This is a genomic window from Azospirillum sp. A29 (genome assembly GCF_042604625.1).
Classification (GTDB): Bacteria; Pseudomonadota; Alphaproteobacteria; order Azospirillales; family Azospirillaceae; genus Azospirillum; species Azospirillum palustre.
Window position 1 is genome coordinate 246,186 of the sequence record NZ_CP170463.1, and the last position, 21,692, is coordinate 267,877.

Here is a 21,692-nt window from a genome sequence, read left to right on the forward strand (position 1 = left end):
GCGCGGCGGGACGCGCATGAGGATTCGCTCGCGGATCGCGGTCGTCGGGGGCGTGCCGGTCATGGTCGCGGCGGTCATCGCGGTGGCCGGCGGGCTGCTGCTGGCCCGCAGCGAGCGGGTTTACGAATCGGCGGTGCTCGCGGGTTCGGTCTATCGCGACGTGCTGGCGGCGACCGCAGCCCGCATCGACTATCTTCAGGTTGCTCCCGCCGACCGTGCCAGCCGCGCCGACCGTTTCGAGAGCATGTCGGACTCCGCGGCGGCCGAGTTGCGCCAGCTGGACAAGGCCGGATCGGCCAACACCCACCGGGCGGAGGTGGAGCGTGCGACCGCCGTGCTGGCGCGCTATGTCGACCAGATGCGCAGTTTCATCCAGGTGACCGCCGCGAACGACTCCGCGGTGGCCGACATGGGGCTTCACGCCTCCACCCTGATGGCGCTGACCGACCGCGCCCGCGAACGCCAGCATGCCGCCAACGTCGATTCCCTCGGATCCCTGACGGAGGCCGACCGGCGCCTGCGGGACAGCCGCGACGTGGTCGACAGCGCCCATGAGCTGCGCGAGGCGATGCTGGATTTGCAGCGGGCGGAGGCCCAGCATGTCGCCGCCCTAGGGTTCGGGGTCGGGCTGTTCGGCAGTGGTCGCCCCCTGACCCTGGCCGATTTCCACATCGCCATCGACAGGCTGATTGGAACCGCCGACCGGTTGCAGTCGGCCTTGGATCGGACCGACCCGCTGGTCGATCGCTATCCGGCGAAACAGTCTGCCGCCCGCTATGCCGCCACGGTGGACGGATTGCAGGCCGCCGTCGCCGAACTGCGTGCGGCCCAGGCCGAACGCGACGCGGCATTGAGCCGCTTCGAAACGGCTGCGCAGGCTGTAGCGGGGCCGGGGGGCGACGATGCCGAGCGGCCGGCCATCAGCAGTCCCCTGGGCGAGCGGATGCTGGCCGAGCAGGTCATCCGCACGCTGCCGGTGGTGCGGGCGCTGGTGCTGACCGGAACGCTGAACCGCCAGCCCGACGTGACCTTCCTGTCCTCCATGCTGCCGTCCTTGCGTGCGCCGCTGGACGGGCTTTACCGGGTCCAGGCCCGGGCCGCCGCGGCCCAGCAGGCGCTCGAAGCTGCACAGCGCGCCGGGGCGGAAGCGGCATCCGCCATCGAGGCGCTGACCGCACGCATCCTGATGGTGAAGGCCACCGGCTACACCGCGATCCAGGACGAGGTGGTGCAGTTGATCGCCTACGCCATCCAGGCCAACGACACCGAGCAGGAGACGCAGAACGTCGCCGTCGTCGCCCTGCGTCTCGGCCGGCGGGCCGCCGACGCGGTGGCGGTGCGTGACGCGGAGGAGGCCGACCGCATCGTCGCCGATGCCGGTGCCCTGCTGGAGACGGTGCGCGGCCTTCCCATGTCGCCGCTGTTGCAGGACGAGGTGCTGTCGGCCATCCGCAACTGGCGGGACAGCCTGCGCCGCACCGCCGAGGGGCTGCGCCGCCTCAACCAGCTGCTGATCACCATGGACCGCGATGCCGGCGCGCTCGTGGAAACAGCAAGGCAGCTGGACGAGACCTTCCGGGACGAAGCCGCGCGCATCGGCGAGCTGCTGACCCGTATCCTGGTGATCGGGGCGACCATCGGCCTGCTGCTGGGCGGCGGTGCCGCGGCGGTGGTGGCGCGGTCGATCAGCCGGCCGGTGCTGCGCCTGCAAAAGCAGATGACCCGGCTGGCCGAGGACCCGCTGGCCGGCCCGATCGACGGCACGCGCCGCCAGGACGAATTCGGTGCGATGGCGCGTGCCGCCGCCTTCTTCATCCGTGAGATCGGCCTGCGCGAACAGGCGGCCCGGCAGGCGAAGGACCGCGCCGACCGCGCCCTGGAAGATCTGCGCCGCACCCAGGCCGACCTGATCCAGGCGGAAAAGATGGCGTCGCTGGGTGGCCTGGTTGCCGGCGTGGCGCACGAGATCAACACGCCGCTGGGCAACGCCCTGATGGGAGCCACCCACCTGGAGGATCGGCTGGCGATCCTGGCGCGGCAGGCGAGCGGGGGCAATCTGCGCCGCAGCGACTTCGCCGAGTTCCAGGAGACGGCGGACGAGATTGCCCGGCTGCTGGTGCTGAATCTCCAGCAGGCCTGCGAGCTGGTGCAGAGCTTCAAGCAGGTTGCCGCCGACCAGACCAGCGGCGAGGAGCGGCTTTTCCTGCTGAAGCCTTATCTGGAGGACCTGGCGACCAGCCTCAGCCCGTCCTGGCGCCGGGCGGGCCACAGCCTGCGGGTGGACTGTCCGGAAACCATCGAGATCGACGGTTTTCCGGGCGTTCTGGCACAGATCCTGACCAATCTCGTGATGAACTCCATCACTCACGCCTATCGCGAAGGACAGCGGGGGCAACTGCTGATTGCCGCCGCGGCCCAGGGCGCCGACATGGTGACGCTGGTCTACTCCGACGATGGCCGCGGGATTGCCCCCGCCGATCTGGGGCGGGTGTTCGATCCGTTCTTCACTACCCGACGCGGTGCGGGCAGCACCGGTCTCGGCCTGCACATTGTCTATAACCTCGTGGTCAATCGGCTCGGTGGAAAGATCGCGGTGGACAGTCTTCCCGATAGAGGCGTGCGGTTCACCATTCGCTTTCCACGAAGATTTGCCACTGATAACATGACGTTGGTCGCCGCAGTGCCAGCCTCGCAGGAGCAGTGAATGCCGTTGCCGCCAAAGACGTTGACGGGGATCCTTGCCAAGGGGGCGGCTGTTCTTTTCGGACTTGCGACGATGCCCGGCGCGGCGATGGCGGAGAAGTCTCTCGTCTACTGCACCGAAGGAAATCCGCAGAGCTTCAATGCGCAGCTCTCGACCTCCGGCACCACCGTGAATGCGGTCACACCGCTGTTCAACAATCTGGTTGAAATGGGGGCGGATGGGCAAATCACGGGCAGCGGGCTGGCCGAATCCTACACGATCTCGGCCGACGGCCTGATCTATAATTTCCATCTTCGCCGGAATGTCAACTTCCACTCCAACGAACTGTTTACCCCGAGCCGGCCGCTCAATGCCGATGACGTTCTGTTTACCTTCGAGCGGCAGTGGAACGTCGGCCATCCCTATCACAATGTCGGGCCGGCAACCTATGATTACTTCAAGGATATGGGGTTGCCGAGCCTGTTGAAATCGGTTGTGAAGTTGGATGACCATACAGTCCGCATCACCCTTGATCATCCGGAAGCGCCCTTCCTCGCCGATCTGGCGATGCCGTTCCTGTCGATCCAATCCGCCGAATATGCCGATTTCCTGATGAAGTCAGGCCGGCAGACGTCGTTCGACGAGATGCCCATCGGAACGGGACCGTTCCGGCTGGTGTCCTACCAGAAGGATGTGGCGATCCGTTACAAGGCCTTCGACGGCTATTGGCGCGGGCGCCAGCCGCTGGACAATCTGATCTACTCGATCACGCCGAATATTGCGGTCCGCTTGAACAAGCTGCGGTCGGGCGAATGCCACGTGATGATATTCCCCAACCCGGCCGAGTTGGGGAACATCGAGAAGGATCCGAATCTGGTGCTGGAACGGCAGGACGGGCGGAACGTCGCCTATATGGCGCTCAACACCCAAAAGCCGCCGCTCGACGATGTGCGGGTGAGGCGGGCGATCACGCTGGCGATCGACAAGCGCACCCTGGTCGATGCGGTCTATCAGAATGGCGGGATGCCGGCCAAGAACCCGATTCCGCCCGGTATGTGGTCCTACAATGACAGCATCGAGGATCACCCGTTCGATCCGGTCGAGGCGCGCCGTCTGCTGGTCGAGGCGGGGCATGCCGAAGGCTTCACCCTTGACCTGTGGTACCCGCCGGTGACGCGCCCCTACCTGCCCAACGGCAAGCGTGCCGCCGAGATGATCCGGGAGAATCTGGAACGCGTCGGGATCAAGCTGACCCTGAAAACCGAAAGCTGGGGCAACTATCGCCGGCAGGTGACCCAGGGCGAGCAGGACATGGTGCTCTACGGCTGGACCGGCGACAATGGCGATCCCGACAACTTCCTGTATTTCCTCCTGAATTGCGGGGCGGTGCGTCCGGGCGGCGCCAACATCGCAAGATGGTGCAATCCCGGTTTCGAAGAGCAGATCACCAAGGCCAAGGTGACCAGCGATGTCTCCCGCCGGACTGCCCATTACCGCACAGCCCAGCAGATCTTCCATCAGGAAGTCCCGTGGTTTCCCATTGCGAACTCGATCATCGTCGTCGCCCACCGCAAGGAGGTGAAAAACTACACGAACAACATTTTCAATCAGGATTTTTCAGGTGTCGACATCGAGGCCCGGTGAGCACAGGCTTATGCAACCTTCAACTGGGCAATTCCCGGCAGGTGACATGTCGCCCGACGATCTGATGTTCCAGGATGACGAAGCCGGCATGGCGCCGAACCGGCTGGCGACGACGGCTGTGCCATGGCCGGTGCTGGTGGTCGACGACGACGAGCAGGTGCATGCGATGACGCGCGTGCTGCTGAACGATTTCGAGTTCGAAGGCCGCCGCTTTACCATCGTCAGCGCCTTTTCCGCGGCGGAGGCGCGGACGATCCTGGCCGAGCGGCCGGACCTGCCCGTGGTCCTTCTCGACGTTGTGATGGAAACGCAGGATGCGGGCTTGCGTCTGGTCCATCACATCCGGCGCGATCTGGGCAACCGCCACATCCGCATCATCCTGCGCACCGGCCAGCCCGGACAGGCGCCGGAACGCGACGCCATCGTCGCCTATGACATCAACGACTATAAAAGCAAGGCGGAGCTGACCGCCCAGAAGCTGTTCACCAGTCTGGTCAGCGCCGTGCGCGGCTGGCGCGATCTGGTCACCATCGAGACGCTGAACCAATCGCTGGAGCATCGCGTCGCCGAACGCACGGCGCAGCTGGAACGGCAGACCGCCCTGGCCGAGGAGCAGCGCCGCTTCATCGAGAATCTGGTGGAACTGATGCCGAGCCCGGTCTGGTACAAGGATTCGGCCGGCCGCTATGCCCTATGCAACCGCGCTTTCCGCGAGCTGTTTCCGAACGCCGCCGACGAGGCCGAATGGTCATTTCAGGGGCAGGAACCTCCAGGCCAGGATCTCCCGGAACAGGCTCCGTCCGGTACGACGGCCTTTTCCTTCGAAACAAGCGTTGCCGGGCCGGACGGCGACGCGCGTGAACTGCTGGTGGTGAAGCGTCCGCTAAGCTCGCCGGACGGTGCCGCGACCGGCGTGATCGCCATCGCCACCGATATCACGGAGCGGCGGCGGATGGAACGCGAACTCCAGCGCCTCGCCATCACCGACCCGCTGAGCGGTGCCCACAACCGCCGGCATATTCTGGAGCTTTTGGAACGTCTGCTTTCCGGGCCGGACGTTGTCCCGGAGGGGCGTCAGGCCGCCGGCATGGCCTGCCTGATCATGCTCGACATCGACCATTTCAAGCGCATCAACGACGAGATGGGCCACGGCGCCGGCGATCTCGCGATTCGCCGGGTGGTCGAGGTGATCCGCGGCCAGATGCGCGCGACCGACCAGATCGGCCGCATCGGTGGAGAGGAATTCGCCATCCTGCTGCCGGACAGCTCGCGAGCCGATGGCGTTGTCATCGCGGAGCGGCTGCGCAGCGGCCTCGCCGCGTTGGCAATCGAGCTGTCGGATGGCCGGAACTTCCAGCTGACCGGAAGCTTCGGTCTGACCGAGGTGCGGACGCTGGGAGATACGGTGGAGAGCGTGCTGGGGCGGGCCGACCAGGCGCTTTACCGCGCCAAGGCGCTCGGGCGGAACCGGGTCGAGGTGATGTGAAGGGATGTATCGACCTGCGACAATTTGAACGATGACGGCTTGACCGCCGCTGCAACAACGGGTATCCAGATCCCATGAAGACCACCGACACCATGCGAATGCGAATTACCGGCCCGGCGCTCTGAAGCGTCGGAGAGTTGCCGTCTTCGTGTTCAATGGTCGTGTGGAGTGTGTGGCGTGTCGCTGCACCATGTGGTTCCCGGAGCCCTCAATCCGGTTCATGACAGGTCCAAGGCTCTGATCGCTGTTGCGGTGTCGTCTTATGACGTCCGGTTCGGCGAGCGAATGTGTGGCTCGGCGCGAATTATTCTCCCGGCCCGCTGAGGCGGTCCGGGGCACGCCCGACTTACCCAAAAATTCGTTTGCCGAGGATCTTCGCGATGTTCACCGCGCATGCCGATGCCGCGCGCACCCTTTCCGTCTGCGCTCCCCGTCACCGATCCCTTGAAGACCGCCTGCCGGCGTGGCTGCCCTTGTCGGCGGTGACCGACGCCGCCGAGCGGCTGTCCGGCCAGATCGTCCGCACGCCGCTGCTGCATGCGCCGACGCTGGTCCGGGACCTGTGGCTGAAGGCGGAGGTGTTCCAGGCCACCGGAGCCTTCAAGGAACGCGGCGCGCTGAACCGCCTGCTGCGGCTGACGGCACCGGAACGGGCCGGCGGCGTGGTGGCGATGTCGGCCGGCAACCATGCCCAGGGGGTGGCGCTGCATGCCGCCCGCCTGGGGGTGCGGGCCACCATCGTGATGCCGGAGACGGCCCCGCGCTGCAAGGTGGAGCGCACCGCGGAACTGGGTGCCGAGGTGGTGCTGCACGGCGCCACGGTCGGCGAGGCGAAGGGCAGGGCGCTGGAACTTGCGGCGGAACGCCGGCTGACCTTCCTCCATCCCTATGACGATCCCGACGTGATCGCCGGGCAGGGAACCGTCGGGCTGGAAATCCTGGCCGACCGGCCGGATGTCGACACGGTGGTGGTGCCGGTCGGCGGCGGCGGTCTGCTGGCCGGGGTGGCTGCCGCGGTAAAGGCGCAGAATCCGTGGGTGAGGGTGATCGGCGTGCGCCTTGCCCGGCGCGGCGGTCCGACGCTGGCCGACGGCATCAACGTCCATGCGCTGGGCAAGCTGCCCCAGGCAATCGTGGACACCCTTGTCGACCGGGTGGTCGAAGTGGAGGAGGCGGAGATCGCCGCGGCGATGAGGGCGCTTCACCGCTCCTTTGGCGTGGTGGCGGAGGGAGCCGGAGCTGCTGGGATCGCAGCGGTGCTCTGCGGACGGCTGGGACGGACCGGACGGACGGTGGCGGTTCTGTCCGGCCGCAATGTGGACAGCGACACTCTGGCGCGGACGCTGGCGGCGTGATGTTCCGCCATTTGCCAGGGTTCGGTCGCTTGGCCCCTCCCCATCCATTGCTGTCATCGCGGAACGCTGAAGGCAGCGTGAAGCGGCACCAAAGGACCGCCATCTCAACCATCCCCCCGCAAATCGCATATCTCGTCTCTTCACCGAAGCGAAGTATGGATAGGTCAGCAGAAATGACCTATATTGGTCGTCGCGTGTAAACACACAGGCGACACCGAGGGGTAGCTGGCATGACGAACAATTCCGCCTCGACTATTTCGTCATCCCCTGCGTTGGTCACTTATGAGCGCCCGAAGGCGGCGCACAGTGTCTTTGATAATTTGCAAGGACAACTGTTCGGTATCGTCATGACATCCTTCGGCATTGCCATTCTTCATGCCGCAGGTCTGGTCACCGGACAGGCGGCGGGGCTCGCCTTTGTGATTTCTTACGCAACCGGCGTCGATTTCGGAACTCTGTTCTTCCTGGTCAATCTGCCCTTCTATTTTCTTGCGCTGGCGCGCATCGGCGTCGGCTTTACGGTCAAGTCGCTGATCGCGGTGACCGGCATCGCCGTGCTGTCCGGCCTGCTGCCGACGATGATGAGCTTCAGCGCCATCAACCCCTATGTCGCGGCAGTGCTGGCCGGCTTCTGTGTCGGGATTGGCGTCATCGCCCTGTTCCGCCATGGCGCCAGCGGTGGCGGTGTCGGCATCCTCGCCTTTTACCTGCAGGAAAAGACCGGCTTCCGTGCCGGCTGGCTACAGTCGCTGTTCGATCTGGCGGTGTTCTCGGCCGCGGCCTTCGTGCTCGATTGGCCGGCGCTGCTGGCGTCCATCCTGGGGGCTGCGGTGCTGAACGCCTTCGTCGCCTTCAACCACCGCGCCGACTGGTACGTCGCCCGCTGAATGGAATGGGGCCGCCGGGCGAGGGGGCCGCTCTATTCGCGGCCCAGCACCCGGTCGACCACCGCGTCGGCCCATTCCCGCGACCGGAAGCTCGCCTTGGCCTCCACCGGGTCATAGACGCGCTCGACCCAATCCCAGAAGGCGATGGGGCGCTTCTGGTTGTAGGCGGCGTACAGCTCGAAGAAGTAGTCGAGGATGCCGGTCTTCGCCTGCTTGAAATGGCCGTACTTCCAGGACAGCTGCTTCATCGCCTGTTCGAGCGGCTGGCCTTCATGGGCGAACAGATACAGCGTCGACATGAAGCCGGCGCGGTCGGCGCCCGACTTGCAATGCATCAGCGCCGGATAGGTCATCGTCCTGAACAGTTCGCGCGCCTTCAGAAGGGTTTCCTTCTTCGGCATGTCGCGGGAGTTCACCGGGAAATCGACCAGTTCCAAGCCATGGGCGCGGCAGGCTTCCGCCTCCAGGATGTAGGAGGCGCAGTCGCGCGAGCCGCGCAAGTTCAGGATCGACTTCACCCCGTTGCGCGCCGCCGCCGCAATGTGCGAGGGCGAGGGCTGGCTCGCCCGGTACATGTTGGGGGAAATGCGATAGGTGTTGGAATAGATCAGCCGGAAACAGGCATGGTCGATGAACACGGCTTCCAGATGGCCGAGCGCGCGCTGCCATGGCGTCGCCATGCGGCTTCGGCTGCGCTTGATCGCATCGGCCAGCGCGGTGGTGGTGACCGCCCGCAGGGTGCTTTTCTTCGCCAACTCAAACCTTCCGACTCTGACGGAACGCCAACATAGGCATGGTCGGCGTTCCGTCAAGAACCCCATTGCGAGAAACGGGTCACGCCACCCTGTCTTGCAGCCGTACATACATGCCGTACTGGGCGGCCAGCGTCAGCACGATTTCCATGTACAGGTTGATCAGGCCGTTGGCGTAGAAAGCCGGACAGCCGGTGTAATGGCGTTCCCCCGCCATCGCGGTCGGCTCGATCAGGTCGGTGTTGAGCACGATCAGGTCCTTGTCCGGATCGTAGAGGAAGGCCGACTGGTCGGTGCGCAGCGGGTGGATGGCCTGATGGTCGTCGGCCTCGATCTTTCCCGCCGCCATGAACTGGCACAGCATGCCCAGGCTGCCCATCGCCAGCGGCAGCACCTGCTTCAGGCTGCGGCGGGCGAGGTCGTCATAGGCCGCGGCCTCCAGTCCCGGCCGCAGCAGCGGCGCCGCTTCCACCAGATTCCAGCAGACATGGAGCGCGGTGTGGCTGCCGGTCTTGGTGATCGACAGCATGTCGTAGCCGGACGGGCCGTGCAGCACCGACTTCTGCAATTCGCGGCCCAGCACATAGCCGGCGGCGGCCATGTCGGTGATGGTTCCCTCCGTCCGGCAGCGGTCCTCCTCCACCATCACCTTGATCGCCCAATCCTTGATGATGGCGTCGAGCAGGTGGCAGACGGAATCGCGCAGGAAGCCGACCATGCGGTCGGGATCGGCGGCGGCCATGCCGTCGGGGTCGGCGAAGTCCAGTCCGTGCGGCGACTCCGGCGGCGTGGACAGCCGCAGATGTCCGTCATCGTCCAGCGGCATGCGGGCGATGATGTGCTCCCGCAAATCGACATAGAGGAAGCCCAGCAGCGTATTGATCGCGACCTTCTCGAAATCCTCCTTGCGGGTGTCGGCATGGGCCGGGCAGTGGCCGGCCAGCGTCAGCAACTCCTCGCTGAGCAGATAGTTCGGGTCTTCGGCGATGCGGTGCAGGATGGGCGCGAGGTTGATCCTGGTCATCCCGGCTTCCTCATGCGCGCCGGCATAGGTCAGGGCGAAGTCGTTGGTGCGGGCCATCGGGCTCAGCCCTCCTGCAGGCGGTCGTAGACGGAGTAGTCGAGGGCCAGCCCGGCGACGATGTCGAGATACAGCTTGATCAGGTTGGTGGTGTAGAAGGCCGGGCAGCCGGTGTAATAGCGCTCGCCCGGCTTGGCGAAGGTGACGATGGGATCGGCGTTCAGCCGGATCAGCCCGTTGGCGTCCAGAATGAAGGCCTTCTGGTCTTTGGGCAGCCGGTGCACCGCCAAGCCGTCGGGCGGCTCGATCCCGCTTTCCTCCATGTAATGGACCAGCATGCCCAGGCTGGACATCGACAGCGGCACGATCTGCTTGAGGCTGCGGTGGACGAGGTCGTCGTAGAAGGCGGCGTCCTGTCCCGGCACCAGCAGCGGTGCGGCCTCCACCATCGCCCAGCAGATGTGGATGGCGGTGTGGCTGCCGGTCTTGGTGATCGACAGCATGTCGTATCCGGCGCGCTGGTAGAGCGGCGAATGTTCCAGCACCGTGCGCAGGACGAAGGTCGCCGCCGCCTCCAGCGAGATCTCGCCGGAGCCCTGGGAGCGGAAATACTCCTCCTCGCGCACCAGATCGACGGCCCAGCCGGTGATCAGCCCGTCCAGCAGATGGCAGGTGGCGTCGCGCAGGACCGAACAGAACACGTCCGGCGCCGCCGTAGCCATGGCGTCGCGGTCGGCCGGGTCCAGCCCGTGCGGCGAGCGCGGTGGGATGGGGAGCATCGGCCGCCCATCCGCATCGAAGGGCAGCTTGCCTGCGATGTGGTCGCGCAGCCGGCTGAACAGCAGGGCCAGCAGGCTGTTGACGGCCACCTTGTCGGCGTCGTCCTGCGGGATCGGGGCCGCCGCTTCCGCGGCGCCTTCGGTCTTGCCGGCGTGGAACGGGCATTGCCCGGCGCCATGGCGGAACTCCTGGCTGAACAGGAAATTCGGATCGGTCTGGACGCGTTGCAGTATGTGCGCGATCGACACCCGGCCCAGCCCGGCCTCGCCGTGGGCGGTGTTGAAGGTCTGGGCGAAGTCGTTAGAGCGGGCGGTCAGGGTGTCGGACATGCGGCGGCCTTCGGCGCGGATGTAGGGCGGACGGGCTACCCTAAAGGGAAAAGGCCGCCACACGCAACGGAGTGACGGCCCAGGGCACTATAATGTCCCGGCTGCTGCGTTATTTTGCCACGATCCTGCCGTCCACCGCCGGAGCCACCGTTTTCTTGGCCTCGACGTAGTTCATCACGATGGTTGCCAGCAGCACCGCGCCCGACGCATCGACGATGACTTTGGAGCGCGGGAAGGCGGCATAGCCGTCGCCGCCCTTCAGCATGTAATCGTTGGTGGCGACGCGGTAGGTCGCCTGCGGGTCCACCGGCTTGCCGCCGACCATGATCGAGGTCACCCGCCGCCCGGCCGGCGCCTTCGGGTCGTAGGTCATGGTCAGGCCGGAAACCTGCGGGAAGCGGCCGGCCTTCTCCTCCACCTTGCTGACGCCATGTTCTAGGGTGGAGATCAGATCCTGCCCCGACATTTCCACCAGCACGCCGACATTGCCGAAGGGCAGTTCGGCGAAGATGTCCTTGCGGGTCAGCCTGGACCCGGCGGGATGCAACGCGTCGGCGCGGATGCCGCCGCCGTTGGTGATGGCGATGTCGGCCTTCAGCGTGTCGCGCAGGGCGTCGGCGATCAGGTTGCCCATGCTGGCCTCGCGGCTGCGCACCACGTCCTTGCGGCTGTCTAGCTCCGTGGTCGTGGTGCCGATCACCGCCGCCAGATCGCTGTCGAGCCGCTTGGTGTAGCCCTCCACTACTGTCTCCACCTCCGGATCGGGAGCGACGCCGGCAGTGGTGACGAAGCGCCATTCGGTCGGGACGGTGGTGGTCGCCGGGCCCTTTCCGGCATCTTTCGTTTCGACCGCGAGTTTTACGACGCCGAGATACTGCGCGTCATGCCCGGCCTTCAGGATCAGGGTGGAACCCTCATAGAAGCTGATCGGGTCGTGGTCGTGGCCGCCCAGGATCAGGTCGATGCCCTTGACCTTGGACGCAAGTTCGCGGTCCTCCTCAATGGTCAGGTGGGTCAGCGCCACCACGACCGACGCCCCCTTCGCCCGCAACTCCTTCACCGTCGCCGCCGCCGTCTCCAGCACCGGCGGGAAGTCGAGGCTCGGCCCGGCGCTCGACAGGCGGGCGGTGTCGGGGGTGATCAGGCCGAGGAAGCCGACGGTGATGCCGTCGATGGTCCGGGTCCAGCTCGGCACCGTGCTGGCGAAGGCGGAGCCGTCGGCCGCCCGCACGTTGGTGCCGATCCATGGAAATTTCGATTCGGCCATGCGCTGCTTTAGCAGGTCGGGACCGAAGTCGAATTCATGGTTGCCGAAGGTCACCGCATCGACGCCGATGGCATTGAACAGCGCAATCATCTGCTCGCCCCGCGTCGTGCCGGACAGCAGGGACGGCGACAGGAAATCGCCGCCGACCGTGGTGATCGCATCGGGGGCAGCGGCGCGTTCGCGCTTCAGCAGGGTCATCAGCGGCCCGAACCCGCCCTGTCCCTTCACCGGCGCTATTTCATACACATCGTTGACGTGCAGGAAGGTCAGCGTGCCGTTTTGCGCCCAGGTGGGCAGGGCGGCGCCGAGCATGATGGCGAACAGCGGTGCGGCGACGAGACGGGTGCGGTACAGCATGAGGAACGGACCTCCGGCAGGAAACTTCGGACACTCTAGACCAGCTTTCCGCCCCCGCGCATAGCGGCTTTGCACATCGGCGCATGCGGCCGGGTAAGGCTGTGGCTTGAACTCTGCCCGCGACGGTCTCACAACTTCATGACAGCCTTACCAACGACGCGAGCCGAGCAGACCCATGCGCATTCTGGTCGTTCAGAACAGCCGTACCGCCCCCATCGGTCTGGTGGGCGATGCGCTGACCGACAACGGCGCCACCCTCGTTACCATCGCCGCCAACGAGGGGGAGGCGATCCCCGATAAGGATGGCTACGACGGACTGGTGGTGCTGGGCGGTCCGCAGGATGCCTGGGACGATGAGAAGGGGCCGCATTTCGGCCGGGTGATGGAGTCGATCCGCGACTTCACCGAGGCTGACCGGCCGGTAATGGGCATCTGCCTGGGCGCGCAGCTGGCGGCCCGCGCCTATGGCGCCAAGGTCTACCGCCACACCATTCCGGAACTGGGCATCCATCGTGTCAGCCTGACCGACGGGGCGCAGGACGACCCGCTGCTTGGCGGCTTCGGTCCCGAACTGAACCTCGCCCAGTGGCATTACGACACCTTCGAGTTTCCCGACGGCGCCGTGCCGCTGGCCTACAGCGAAGCCTGCGACCGTCAGGCCTTCCGCCTCGGCCGCGCCACCTATGCCTTCCAGTTCCACCCCGAGGCCACCGGCGACATCCTGCGCGGCTGGGCCTCGCGCATCCGGGAGGAGGCGCGGCAGAGCAATGCGGAGATGCTGCACGGGCTGGAAGACTCGATCGTCACCCAACTGCCCGTTGCGGAGCAATTCACCCGCGCTATGACGCGGCGCTGGCTGGATCTGGCGCGCTGACCGTTCCACTGCCGGCAGCCTCGGTGAAGCGGGCCAGCAGGTCCGGCGTATCGACGTCGTAGAGGATGCCGGCATCGTCGACCGGCACCTCGCACAGCCGGTCGGCATGCTGGCCGATCAGCCGCTTCGCCCCGGCATCGCCGCTCAGCGCCGCCATCTCCGTGAAGAAGGCACGGTCCCACAGCACCGGATTGCCCTGCTTGCCATGGGTGGTGGGGATGCAGATCGCGCGGCCTTCCAACGGGCTGTAGGCGGCGATCAGCCGATCGATTACGGCAGACGCCACCTGCGGCATGTCGCCCAGGCAGACGACCACCGCGTCCGATTCGCTCGGTACCGCCGCCAGCCCGGCGCGCAGCGAACTGCTGAGCCCCTCGGCGAAGGCGGGATTGTGAACGAAGGTGACGGGGCGGTCGGCCAGCGCCCGCGCCACGCTTTCCCCCTGATGGCCAGTGACCACGATGACGTTGGCCGCCTGCGAGGCCAGTGCGGCATCGACCGCGCGGGCGACCAGCGGCGCGCCGTTGACCTCTGCCAGCAGCTTGTTCGTCGGTCCCATGCGGCTGGAGCGGCCGGCGGCTAGCACCAGGGCGGTGACGCGCGGCGCTCGCGGCGTTTCCGCCGCCACGCCGGCGCGGGGCAGGGGGCGCGTCGGGATCTCGGCCAGCAGTCCGCCGACGCCCATCCGCATCACCTCGGCCCGGCTGGGCGGAATGCCGGCGGCGATGCGCTGCAACACCCAGTCGAAGCCGTTCAGCTTGGGTGAGCGCGCACAGCCCGGCAGCCCGAGCACCGGTTTGCCGTCGCGCCGCGCCAGCAGCAGCAGGTTGCCGGGATCGACCGGCATGCCGAAATGCTCCACCACGCCGCCGACCCGCTCGATGGCGGCGGGCAGCACGTCGCGGCGGTCGGTGATGGCGGAGGCGCCGGCGATCAGCAGCAGGTCGGAGACCGGTGCCCCGGCGATCTCTGCCGCCAGCGCCGCCTCGTCATGGGCACAGCGGGACTCGTGGATCAGGGTGCCGCCGAGACCCTCGACCCGTTCCCGCGTCACGGCGACGGTCTTGTCTAGGACGCTGTCCTTTACGCCGGGCAGACGCGTCTGGATCAGCGCCACCGACAGCGGGCGGTAGGGCAGGACTGCCAGCGGGGGCGGTCCATCCGTGGCGATCCGCTCCGCCCGCTCGACCGCGTCGGCGGGGGCGGCGAAGGGGATGATCTTGACGGTGGCCAGCATCTGTCCGGGCTCGACCGGGGCGAAGTCGGGCAGGGTGGCGATGGTGACGCTCTCGTCGATCTCGTTGATCGCGTCGATGCGGGACGGGGCGAGGCGCAGCAGGCCGCGCACTTCGGCGAACAGGTTGACCCGGCCGGTGAAGGCGGCGGCGACCTGGACGGCGCCGCCCGCCACTGCGGCGGCGATGCGGGTGGCGGCGGCATCCTCGCCGATGTCGCTGTCGGACAGCTTGGCGGCGATCACCTCGGCGATGCCGGCCTCGCCCAGGGCTGTGACGTCATCGGCCGACAGCCGGCGGCCCTTCTTGAAGGCGATGGAGCCCAGACGCAGCGAATGGGCGAGGATCGCGCCCTCGGCGTCGGACAGGAGAAGCGGGCCGAAGAACATGGGGGCTCCGGATGGGCGCGGTCGGTGTTCGCCGACGGATATGGCGACCGGGCCGGAGCGGGGCAATGGGCGGAAGGTGTTGTGGGTTGGGGGAGACGGCTATGGCTCCCCCAATCCGATCCTCAGACCTCAGCAGGGATGGTTCTCGCCCCGCCGCACGCAGGTGATCTGGCCCATGATCGCAATGGCGATCTCAGCCGGGGTTACGGCGCCGATCGACAGCCCGACCGGGCCGCGGATGCGCTTCACTTCGGCCTCGCTCAGTCCTTCGTCGCGCAGGCGGTCGAGGCGCAGGGCATGGGTGCGCTTGCTGCCCAGCGCGCCGACATAGAAGGCGGGAGACCGCAGGGCGGCGATCAGCGCCGGGTCGTCCAGCTTCGGGTCGTGCGTCAGCGTGACCACCGCGGTGCGGACGTCGGGCTTCAGCTCGGCCAGTGCCTCGTCCGGCCAAAGGTGGTTCAGCTTCACGCCGGGGAAGCGCGCCTCGGTCGCGAAGGCGCCGCGCGGGTCGATCACCGTCACGTCATAGCCGGTCAGCGCCGCCACCGGAGCCAGCGCCTGGGCGATGTGCACGGCGCCGACGATCAACAGCCGCATGGCCGGGTTGTGGACATGCACGAACAGCCGGAAGCCGTCCTCGTCCTGCGGATCGACCAGCATGCCGGAACGATCCTGGCGGATGCGCCGGCGCACCTCGTCCAGCAGGTCGGGCTCCAGCCCGAAGCTGCCATGCACAGTGTCTTCGAAAACAAGCGTCTGGAGGCCGCTGTTAAGATCGGTCACCAGGGCAGCCGGAATTGCGTCGGCCTTCGCCGCGAGCAGCCGGTCCAGAATTTCGCGTTTCATTCCACGGCCTCGACATAGACCTGTACCTGTCCGCCGCAGGCCAGCCCGACTTCCCAGGCCATTTCGTTGGTGATGCCGAAGGACAGCAGGCGCGGTTCGCCGTCCTCCATCGTCTTGGCCGCTTCATGCGCCACGGCGCTTTCGATGCAGCCGCCGGACACGGAGCCGGCCATGGATCCACGGTCGTCGACCGCCATCTGGCTGCCGACCGGCCGCGGCGAGGAGCCCCAGGTCGACACGACGGTCGCCAGGGCCACCCTGCGGCCGGCTGTCCGCCATGCGGCCGCCTGTTCCACGATGTTGTCCGCCATCAGGGTGTCGTTCATCTCGCCGCCTCCTTCAACCAGCGGCGCAAGCCCGGACTACGACGCGGACCGTCGGCCGACAAGGCGCCGGCCAGATCCGCGAGGCTGTTCAGGCTGTGGGCCGCACGAAAATCGTCCACATGCGGCAGCAACGCCCGGATGCCTGAGGATTTCGGCGCGAAGCCTTCCCAGCGCAACAAAGGATTCAGCCAGACGAGCCGCCGACAGCTTTTGTGCAACCGTTCGGCCTCTGCCGCAAGCCCTTCCCCTGCATCCCTGTCAAGCCCGTCGGTAATGAGAAGAACCACCGCACCCTGTCCCAACACTCTGCGCGCCCAGGTCCGGTTGAAGGCGTGCAGCGCGGTGCCGATCCTGGTGCCGCCCGACCAGTCGGCGACCGCCCCCGACACGGCGTCCAGCGCGACATCGACGTCCTTGTGCCGCAGATGGCGGGTGATGTTGGTCAGCCGCGTGCCGAAGACAAAGCTGTAGACCCGGTCGCGGTCGTTGGTGACCGCATGCATGAAATGCAGCAGCATCCGCGAATAACGGGTCATCGAACCGGAGATGTCGCACAGCACGACCAGCGGCGGCGGCCGGGTGCGGCGGCGCTTGCGGGCGAGGTCCGACAGATCGCCGCCGCTGCGCAGCATCCGCCGCAGCGTGGCGCGCGGGTCCACCCGCGGGCCCATCGGGTCGGGGCGGTGGCGCCGTGTGGTGACCTCCGCCAGCGGCAGGGAGAGACGGGTCAGCAGGCGCCTGGCCTGGGCCATCTCCTCCCCCGTCATCTTCTCGAAATCCTTGTCCTGAAGACGCTCGGCGGCGGAGACGGTGAAGGAGGCGTCGATCTCGATCTCCGTCTTTTCCGGCTCCTCCTGCTCGGTGGCGCTGCCGTGCAGGGCCTCGGCAAGGCGCTGCGCCATTTCCGGCTGGTCGGGCGGCGCCTCCGTCCGAACCTTCGGCAGCATCAGCGACATCATCTTCTTCAGGATGTCGGGGTTGCGCCAGAAGACGTGGAAGGCCTGGTCAAACAGCTCGCTCTGGTCGTGGCGGTTCACGAAGATGGCGTGCAGCGCCCAATAGAAGTCGGTGCGGTTCGACAGGCCGACCGCCTCCACCGCCTCCACCGCCTGCAACACCTTGCCCGGCCCGACCGGCAGGCCGGCGGCGCGCAGCGCGCGGGCGAAATGCATCAGGTTGAGGGTGAGGCGCCCGGCCGGAACGGGGTCCGTCATCATGCGCTCACCGCGCGGTGGTGGCGGCCAGCTCGGTCTTGACCTGGGTCAGGATGCGCGCCGCCTCGCTGCCCTGGATGCGGGCGATGTCGTCCTGGTATTTCAGCAGCGTGCCCAGCGTGTCGTTGATGACCGAGGGATCAAGTTCCAGCTGGTTCAGTTCCACCAACGCCTGAGCCCAGTCCAGCGTCTCGGCGACGCCCGGCGCCTTGTAGAGATCCAGGCCGCGCAGGGTCTGGACGAAGCCGACCACCTGGGCTGCCAGCCGGGCATCGGCCTGCGGCGCTTTGACCGACAGGATTTCCCGCTCGCGCGTCGCGTTCGGGTAATCGACCCAATGGTAGAAGCAGCGCCGTTTCAACGCGTCGTGGATCTCGCGCGTGCGGTTGGAGGTGAGGATGACGATGGGAGGCTCCGGCGCATGGACGGTGCCGAATTCCGGGATCGAGACCTGATAGTCGGACAGGATCTCCAGCAGATAGGCCTCGAACGGCTCGTCGGTGCGGTCCAGCTCGTCGATCAGCAGCACCGGCGGTCCGGCAAGGTCCGGTTCCAGCGCCTGGAGCAGCGGCCGCTTGACCAGAAAACGCTCGGAGAACAGGTCGGCGGCCAGCGAGTCGCGGTCCTGTCCGCCGGACGCCTCCGCCAGCCGGATCTCCATCATCTGGCGGGCGTAGTTCCACTCATAGACGGCCGACGAGGCGTCCAGCCCCTCGTAGCATTGCAGCCGCAGCAGCTTGCGGCCGAGCGTCGCCGACAGGACCTTGGCAATCTCCGTCTTGCCGACCCCGGCCTCGCCCTCCAGGAACAGCGGGCGCTTCAGTTTCAGGGCCAGGAAGAGTGCTGTCGCCAGCGAGCGGTCCGCGACGTAATTGCCACGGGTGAGAAGCGCCAGCGTGTCATCGACGGAGGCGGGGAGGGCTACGGTCATCGAGGGCCTTGGAAATGGACAGGAAATGCCCTCTCGCTCCCCTGGGGTAGGAGAGCGAGAGGGAGTTAAATCACCCCGTCGCTTCCACCGCGCGCTTCGCCATCACGGTGACGAGATGGGCACGGTAGTCGGCGCTGGCGTGGATGTCGGCGTTCAGGCCGTCGGCCTCCACCGACAGGCCGTTCAGCGCTTCGGCACGGAAGTCGGCGGCCAGCGCCGTCTCGAACGCCGTGGCGCGGAAGACGGAGCCGGCGGCGCCGGTCACCGCAACCCGCACTTCGGCACCGAACTTCGCGACGAAGACGCCGACGATGGCGTAGCGGCTGGCAGGGTTGCGGAACTTGGCGTAGGCCGCCTTGTCCGGCCGGGAGTAGCGGACCGACTTGAGGATCTCGCCCGGCTCCAGTGCGGTTTCGAACATGCCGGTGAAGAAATCGTCGCCGGAGATGGTCCGGCGGTCGGTGGTCACCGTGGCCTTGAGCGCCACCACGGCCGACGGGTAGTCGGCCGACGGATCGGCGTTGGCGATGGAGCCGCCCATCGTGCCCATGTTGCGGACCTGCCGGTCGCCGATGCCCTCGGCGAGGCTCGCCAGCGCCGGGATCACCCGCTTGACGAGGTCGGAATGGGCGACCTCCGCGTGACGGGTGAAGGCGCCGATCTCCAACCCTCCATCGGCCTCGCGGATGCCTTTCAGCTCCGGAATGGCGCCGAGGTCGATCAGGTCCGTCGGGCGGGCGAGGCGCTGTTTCAGCGTCGGCAACAGGGTCTGGCCGCCGCCCAGCAGTTTGGCCTCTTCCGCCTGGATGGCGGTCGCCGCGTCGGCAAGCGATGTCGGCCGTTGGTACGTGAACGCGTACATTCTCTAGCCTCCTTCTTCTTCGGCCGTCTTATTCCGCCGCCATCGCTGGGGCGGCGTCGCGGATGGTCCGCCAGACCTTCTCCGGCGTTGCCGGCATGTCCATGTGGGTGACGCCGTAGTCGGACAGCGCATCCACCACTGCATTCATCACGGCGGCGGCGGCGCCGATGGTCCCGGCCTCGCCGCAGCCCTTCACGCCCAGCGGATTGTGGGTGCAGGGCTGGTCCTCGTGGTAGCGCACGGTGAAGGATGGGACATCGTCCGCCCGCGGCATGCAATAGTCCATGTAGGAGCCGGTGACGAGCTGGCCCGACTCCTCGTCATAGACGCAGTTCTCGTAGAGCGCCTGTCCGATGCCCTGGACGAGGCCGCCATGCACCTGCCCCTCGACGATCAGCGGGTTGATGACGTTGCCGAAATCGTCCACCGCGGCGAAGCTGACGATGGTGGTGACGCCGGTGTCGGGATCGATCTCCACCTCGCAGACATGGCAGCCGTTGGGGTAGGTGAAGTTCTTCGGGTCGTAGAAGGCCTGCTCGTCCAGCCCCGGCTCCAGCTCGTCGAGCGGGAAGTTGTGCGGGACGTAGGCTTGCAGGGCGATGTCGCCGATGCCCAGGCTCTTGTCGGTGCCTGCGACGGTGAAGCGGCCCTCCTTCACCTCGATGTCGGTCTCGGCGGCCTCCAGCATGTGGGCGGCGATCTTCTTCGCCTTGCGCTCCACCTTGTCCATCGCCTTCACCAGGGCCGAGCCGCCGACCGCGAGCGAGCGTGAGCCGTAGGTGCCCATGCCAAACGGGATCTTGTTGGTGTCGCCGTGGACGATCTCGACATTCTCGATCGGGATGCCGAACCGCTCCGCCACGATCTGGGCGAAGGTGGTCTCATGGCCCTGGCCGTGGCTGTGAGAACCGGTGAAGACCGTCACCGAACCCGTTGGATGGAAACGGACTTCTGCGCATTCATAAAGTCCTGCGCGAGCACCGAGCGCACCGGCGACATTGCTGGGCGCGATGCCGCAGGCCTCGATGTAGGTCGCGAAACCGATGCCGCGCAGTTTGCCGCGCGCCTTCGAGTCCGCACGACGCTGCTGGAAGCCGGGGTAGTCGACCAGCGGCAAGGCGATGTCGAGATTCTTGGCGAAGTCGCCGGTGTCGTATTGCAGCGCCACCGGCGTCTGGTAGGGCATCGCCTCCTTCGGCACGAAGTTGCGGCGGCGGATCTCGGTCTTGTCCATGCCCATCACGCCGGCCGCGACATCCACCAGCCGCTCGATCAGGTAGCAGGCTTCCGGCCGGCCGGCACCTCGATAGGCATCGACGGGAGAGGTGTTGGTGAAGACCGCCTTCACCTCGGCATAGATCGCCGGGGTCTTGTACTGGCCGGCCAGCAGGGTGGCGTAGAGGTAGGTCGGGATCGATGGCGCGAAGGTCGACAGATAGGCGCCGAGATTGGCGAGCGTCGAGACGCGCAGCGCCAGGAAATTGCCGTCGGCATCCATCGCCAGTTCGGCGTGGCTGACATGGTCGCGGCCATGGGCGTCGGTCAGGAAGCTTTCCGAGCGGTCGGCGGTCCATTTCACCGGCCGCCCGACCTTGCGCGCCGCCCAGGTGACCACGGCCTCCTCGCCGTAATGGAAGATCTTCGATCCGAACCCGCCGCCGACGTCGGGTGCCACCACCCGCAGCTTGTGTTCGGGAATGCCAAGCACGAAGGCACCCATCAGCAGGCGGGTGACGTGCGGGTTCTGGCTGGTGGTGGTCAGGGTGTATTCGCCGCTGGACTGGTCGTATTCGCCCATCGCCGCCCGCGGTTCCATCGCGTTCGGCACCAGACGCTGGTTGACCAGATCGATCTTCGCGACATGGGCGGCGTTGGCGAAGGCGGCGTCCACCGCCGCGTTGTCGCCGAGATGCCAGTCGTAGCAGACATTGTCCGGCGCATCGTCATGGACCAGCGGCGCACCGCCGGCGACCGCGCGGGTGGAGGATCCCACCGCCGGCAGTTCCTCGTAATCGACCACCACCATCTCGGCGGCGTCGCGCGCCTGCTCGCGGGTCTCGGCGATCACCACCGCGACCGCATCGCCGACATAGCGCACGCGGTCGCGCGCCAATGGGTAATGCGGCGGCTCCTTCATCGGCGAGCCGTCCTTGGAATGGATCTGCCAGCCGCAGGGCAGGCTGCCGACCTTGTCGGCCTCCATGTCGGCCCCGGTCAGCACGGCGACCACGCCCGGCATCGCCGCCGCGTCCGTGAAGTCGATGCCCAGGATGCGGGCATGGGCGTAGGGCGAGCGCACATGGACCGCATGGGTCATGTTCAGGCGCTTGAAATCGTCGGTGTAATTGCCGCGGCCGGTCAGAAAACGCTGGTCTTCGCGCCGGCGCACCGAGGCGCCGATGCCATTGGGGTTCGCCATCTCGTGTTTCCTCCCACAGGAACGCTGAAGATGCG

At 66.8% G+C, this 21,692-nt stretch carries 17 protein-coding genes; 6 read left to right on the forward strand and 11 right to left on the reverse strand.

Going from position 1 to position 21,692, the window contains the following annotated elements; genetic code table 11:
• The first annotated feature begins 16 nt into the window (after positions 1-16).
• The 5 genes from ABNQ38_RS09645 to ABNQ38_RS09665 all read left to right on the forward strand — a co-directional run bounded on the left by ABNQ38_RS09645 (position 17) and on the right by ABNQ38_RS09665 (position 8,055).
• Positions 17-2,704: an ATP-binding protein gene (locus ABNQ38_RS09645; protein ID WP_377807264.1), complete on the forward strand. Its 2,688-nt coding sequence runs from the start codon at positions 17-19 to the stop codon at positions 2,702-2,704.
• The gene (locus ABNQ38_RS09650) at positions 2,705-4,327 is read left to right on the forward strand and encodes an ABC transporter substrate-binding protein (protein ID WP_377807265.1); all 1,623 of its coding nucleotides are present in this window, start codon (positions 2,705-2,707) and stop codon (positions 4,325-4,327) included.
• Between the two features lie 46 nt (positions 4,328-4,373).
• Positions 4,374-5,813: a diguanylate cyclase gene (locus ABNQ38_RS09655; protein ID WP_377807266.1), complete on the forward strand. Its 1,440-nt coding sequence runs from the start codon at positions 4,374-4,376 to the stop codon at positions 5,811-5,813.
• Between the two features lie 380 nt (positions 5,814-6,193).
• Positions 6,194-7,168, forward strand: coding sequence for a pyridoxal-phosphate dependent enzyme (locus ABNQ38_RS09660; protein WP_377807267.1), 975 nt, complete (start codon positions 6,194-6,196; stop codon positions 7,166-7,168).
• A gap of 230 nt (positions 7,169-7,398) precedes the next feature.
• Entirely contained in the window at positions 7,399-8,055 is a 657-nt protein-coding gene (locus ABNQ38_RS09665) for a YitT family protein (protein WP_377807268.1), read from the forward strand.
• A 32-nt stretch (positions 8,056-8,087) separates the two neighbouring features.
• On the opposite strand, the gene ABNQ38_RS09670 is transcribed toward ABNQ38_RS09665, so the two are convergent.
• The 4 genes from ABNQ38_RS09670 to ABNQ38_RS09685 all read right to left on the reverse strand — a co-directional run bounded on the left by ABNQ38_RS09670 (position 8,088) and on the right by ABNQ38_RS09685 (position 12,561).
• A complete protein-coding gene (locus ABNQ38_RS09670) occupies positions 8,088-8,810 on the reverse strand; it encodes a protein tyrosine phosphatase (protein WP_377807269.1) in 723 nt (240 codons plus the stop codon).
• Between the two features lie 79 nt (positions 8,811-8,889).
• Positions 8,890-9,888, reverse strand: coding sequence for a hypothetical protein (locus ABNQ38_RS09675; RefSeq protein WP_098738697.1), 999 nt, complete (start codon positions 9,886-9,888; stop codon positions 8,890-8,892).
• Between the two features lie 5 nt (positions 9,889-9,893).
• Positions 9,894-10,937 carry a hypothetical protein gene (locus tag ABNQ38_RS09680; protein ID WP_377807271.1) on the reverse strand — a complete coding sequence of 348 codons (1,044 nt, stop codon included), beginning with the start codon at positions 10,935-10,937 and terminating at the stop codon, positions 9,894-9,896.
• Between the two features lie 109 nt (positions 10,938-11,046).
• Entirely contained in the window at positions 11,047-12,561 is a 1,515-nt protein-coding gene (locus ABNQ38_RS09685) for a bifunctional metallophosphatase/5'-nucleotidase (RefSeq protein ID WP_377807272.1), read from the reverse strand.
• Between the two features lie 175 nt (positions 12,562-12,736).
• Here ABNQ38_RS09685 and ABNQ38_RS09690 point away from each other — a divergent pair, with 175 nt between their 5' ends.
• Positions 12,737-13,435: a type 1 glutamine amidotransferase gene (locus tag ABNQ38_RS09690; protein ID WP_377807273.1), complete on the forward strand. Its 699-nt coding sequence runs from the start codon at positions 12,737-12,739 to the stop codon at positions 13,433-13,435.
• Here ABNQ38_RS09690 and ABNQ38_RS09695 read toward each other — a convergent pair.
• From ABNQ38_RS09695 to ABNQ38_RS09725, 7 genes are all read right to left on the reverse strand, one after another.
• Entirely contained in the window at positions 13,401-15,059 is a 1,659-nt protein-coding gene (locus ABNQ38_RS09695) for an NTP transferase domain-containing protein (protein ID WP_377807274.1), read from the reverse strand. The genes ABNQ38_RS09690 and ABNQ38_RS09695 overlap by 35 nt on opposite strands.
• A gap of 129 nt (positions 15,060-15,188) precedes the next feature.
• Positions 15,189-15,905: an XdhC family protein gene (locus ABNQ38_RS09700; protein ID WP_377807275.1), complete on the reverse strand. Its 717-nt coding sequence runs from the start codon at positions 15,903-15,905 to the stop codon at positions 15,189-15,191.
• Positions 15,902-16,231, reverse strand: a complete 330-nt coding sequence (locus ABNQ38_RS09705) for an XdhC family protein (RefSeq protein WP_174469352.1) — start codon at positions 16,229-16,231, stop codon at positions 15,902-15,904. The genes ABNQ38_RS09700 and ABNQ38_RS09705 overlap by 4 nt, the downstream gene beginning before the upstream one ends.
• The gene (locus ABNQ38_RS09710; protein WP_377807409.1) at positions 16,228-17,445 is read right to left on the reverse strand and encodes a VWA domain-containing protein; all 1,218 of its coding nucleotides are present in this window, start codon (positions 17,443-17,445) and stop codon (positions 16,228-16,230) included. Before ABNQ38_RS09710 ends, ABNQ38_RS09705 begins: the two co-directional genes overlap by 4 nt.
• Before the next feature lie 7 nt (positions 17,446-17,452).
• Positions 17,453-18,376 (reverse strand): AAA family ATPase, encoded by a 924-nt coding sequence (locus tag ABNQ38_RS09715; protein ID WP_377807276.1) that lies wholly within the window; start codon positions 18,374-18,376, stop codon positions 17,453-17,455.
• A gap of 70 nt (positions 18,377-18,446) precedes the next feature.
• Positions 18,447-19,238, reverse strand: coding sequence for an FAD binding domain-containing protein (locus ABNQ38_RS09720; protein ID WP_377807277.1), 792 nt, complete (start codon positions 19,236-19,238; stop codon positions 18,447-18,449).
• A 28-nt stretch (positions 19,239-19,266) separates the two neighbouring features.
• On the reverse strand, positions 19,267-21,657 hold the full coding sequence (locus ABNQ38_RS09725) for a xanthine dehydrogenase family protein molybdopterin-binding subunit (RefSeq protein ID WP_377807278.1): 2,391 nt from the start codon (positions 21,655-21,657) through the stop codon (positions 19,267-19,269).
• Positions 21,658-21,692: the final 35 nt, after the last annotated feature.

What these genes read in the sequence shown, in the direction of transcription:
- ABNQ38_RS09645 (WP_377807264.1), top strand. Translation starts at nt 17, where the DNA reads ATGAGGATTCGCTCGCGGATCGCGGTCGTCGGGGGCGTGCCGGTCATG.
- ABNQ38_RS09650 (WP_377807265.1), top strand. Translation starts at nt 2,705, where the DNA reads ATGCCGTTGCCGCCAAAGACGTTGACGGGGATCCTTGCCAAGGGGGCG.
- ABNQ38_RS09655 (WP_377807266.1), top strand. Translation starts at nt 4,374, where the DNA reads ATGTCGCCCGACGATCTGATGTTCCAGGATGACGAAGCCGGCATGGCG.
- ABNQ38_RS09660 (WP_377807267.1), top strand. Translation starts at nt 6,194, where the DNA reads ATGTTCACCGCGCATGCCGATGCCGCGCGCACCCTTTCCGTCTGCGCT.
- ABNQ38_RS09665 (WP_377807268.1), top strand. Translation starts at nt 7,399, where the DNA reads ATGACGAACAATTCCGCCTCGACTATTTCGTCATCCCCTGCGTTGGTC.
- ABNQ38_RS09675 (WP_098738697.1), bottom strand. Translation starts at nt 9,888, where the DNA reads ATGGCCCGCACCAACGACTTCGCCCTGACCTATGCCGGCGCGCATGAG.
- ABNQ38_RS09680 (WP_377807271.1), bottom strand. Translation starts at nt 10,937, where the DNA reads ATGTCCGACACCCTGACCGCCCGCTCTAACGACTTCGCCCAGACCTTC.
- ABNQ38_RS09685 (WP_377807272.1), bottom strand. Translation starts at nt 12,561, where the DNA reads ATGCTGTACCGCACCCGTCTCGTCGCCGCACCGCTGTTCGCCATCATG.
- ABNQ38_RS09690 (WP_377807273.1), top strand. Translation starts at nt 12,737, where the DNA reads ATGCGCATTCTGGTCGTTCAGAACAGCCGTACCGCCCCCATCGGTCTG.
- ABNQ38_RS09695 (WP_377807274.1), bottom strand. Translation starts at nt 15,059, where the DNA reads ATGTTCTTCGGCCCGCTTCTCCTGTCCGACGCCGAGGGCGCGATCCTC.
- ABNQ38_RS09700 (WP_377807275.1), bottom strand. Translation starts at nt 15,905, where the DNA reads ATGAAACGCGAAATTCTGGACCGGCTGCTCGCGGCGAAGGCCGACGCA.
- ABNQ38_RS09705 (WP_174469352.1), bottom strand. Translation starts at nt 16,231, where the DNA reads ATGAACGACACCCTGATGGCGGACAACATCGTGGAACAGGCGGCCGCA.
- ABNQ38_RS09710 (WP_377807409.1), bottom strand. Translation starts at nt 17,445, where the DNA reads ATGACGGACCCCGTTCCGGCCGGGCGCCTCACCCTCAACCTGATGCAT.
- ABNQ38_RS09715 (WP_377807276.1), bottom strand. Translation starts at nt 18,376, where the DNA reads ATGACCGTAGCCCTCCCCGCCTCCGTCGATGACACGCTGGCGCTTCTC.
- ABNQ38_RS09720 (WP_377807277.1), bottom strand. Translation starts at nt 19,238, where the DNA reads ATGTACGCGTTCACGTACCAACGGCCGACATCGCTTGCCGACGCGGCG.
- ABNQ38_RS09725 (WP_377807278.1), bottom strand. Translation starts at nt 21,657, where the DNA reads ATGGCGAACCCCAATGGCATCGGCGCCTCGGTGCGCCGGCGCGAAGAC.